At 46.1% G+C, this 1,148-nt stretch carries 2 protein-coding genes; both read right to left on the reverse strand.

Annotated elements, in window-relative coordinates; translation table 11 throughout:
• A partial coding sequence (locus tag CFR80_RS18295) for a transposase (RefSeq protein ID WP_146221631.1) occupies positions 1-193 on the reverse strand: 193 nt, incomplete at its 3' end.
• A gap of 297 nt (positions 194-490) precedes the next feature.
• Positions 491-1,087 carry an IS5 family transposase gene (locus CFR80_RS18300; protein WP_258367964.1) on the reverse strand — a complete coding sequence of 199 codons (597 nt, stop codon included), beginning with the start codon at positions 1,085-1,087 and terminating at the stop codon, positions 491-493.
• Positions 1,088-1,148 lie beyond the last annotated feature (61 nt).

Genomic DNA, 1,148 nt, shown 5'->3' on the forward strand with positions numbered 1-1,148 from the left:
CGCACCCGGCCGAGGCTATGTAGAGCATCGCATTGACCACCTCGCGCATATCCGTCGTGCGAGGGCGACCGCCCCGTTTCGCAGGGGGCACAAATGGCATGATCAAAGCCCATTCCCCGTCCATCATATCCGATGGATATCGCAGTCCTTCCCGGCTATGTTCACGTCGGGCAATACCAGTCCATGTCACCATTCACTCCATCTCTTCGTAAAGACGGATGAATCACAACAGGCTGGTATTGTTCAAAAACTTTCGGATCAGGCTCTTAGGTTCCAATGTAGAACTCATTAATGATGTAATCACTGTCTGCGCATCTGGAAAATTTTTTGTGAGTGACATAGACTATCCTATACAAGAAATGGTCAGAAAAATACCTTTAATATCAGGTCCAATACAGGAAGAGAAGCTTTAAATCAATACACGAAGAATATTGGACGTAAAACTCCTCGGATGCAAATCTGGGAGAAGTAATATTATCCTTAGTTCATATTAAATCCACGTCTTCCCTTTCCTCGGAACAGGACAAAGACGACGGAGCATGAGCCTCATTGCAGCCATGCGTATCATGTGCCGGGATACCTCAATTTTTTCCTCGTAATCCTTGGCCAACCGCCGATAATTGTTCAGCCAACCGAGGGCACGTTCAACCAGCCAACGCTTTTTAGCAGGCACAAAGCCAGTTTCCATGCTGGTGTGATTCTCGCCTATTTCAACTTCACCACCGAATCTGCGAGCAACATACTTTTTAAACCTCTCCCCTCTGTATCCTTTATCCGCAATTACCAAATCAATTGCCGTAAAAGTATACATTTTCTGAATTGATTTAAATAATTTCTTAGTTCCTTTAACGTCATTCAAGTTTGCGTTACTAATAAAAACATCAACAATATTCCCGGCACTATCAACCGCAAGATGCCGCTTGCGGCCTTTGACTCTCTTGCCGCCATCATATCCACGAGTATCGGATACAGCAGTTTTGTCGGTTTTTACGCTCTGGCTATCCACAATCAGTAGGGACGGTTCAGGATTGCGTCCATCTTTCACCCTTATACTACGGGCTATCACCTTTGACCTATATGAGCCCATTTTCTGAGGCCGATGGATCGGATGGTCTGTGGCAGGGCGGTGAGGTTGTTCCATGCGGTGC

It is taken from the genome of Komagataeibacter oboediens, assembly GCF_003207815.1.
GTDB lineage: Bacteria > Pseudomonadota > Alphaproteobacteria > Acetobacterales > Acetobacteraceae > Komagataeibacter > Komagataeibacter oboediens.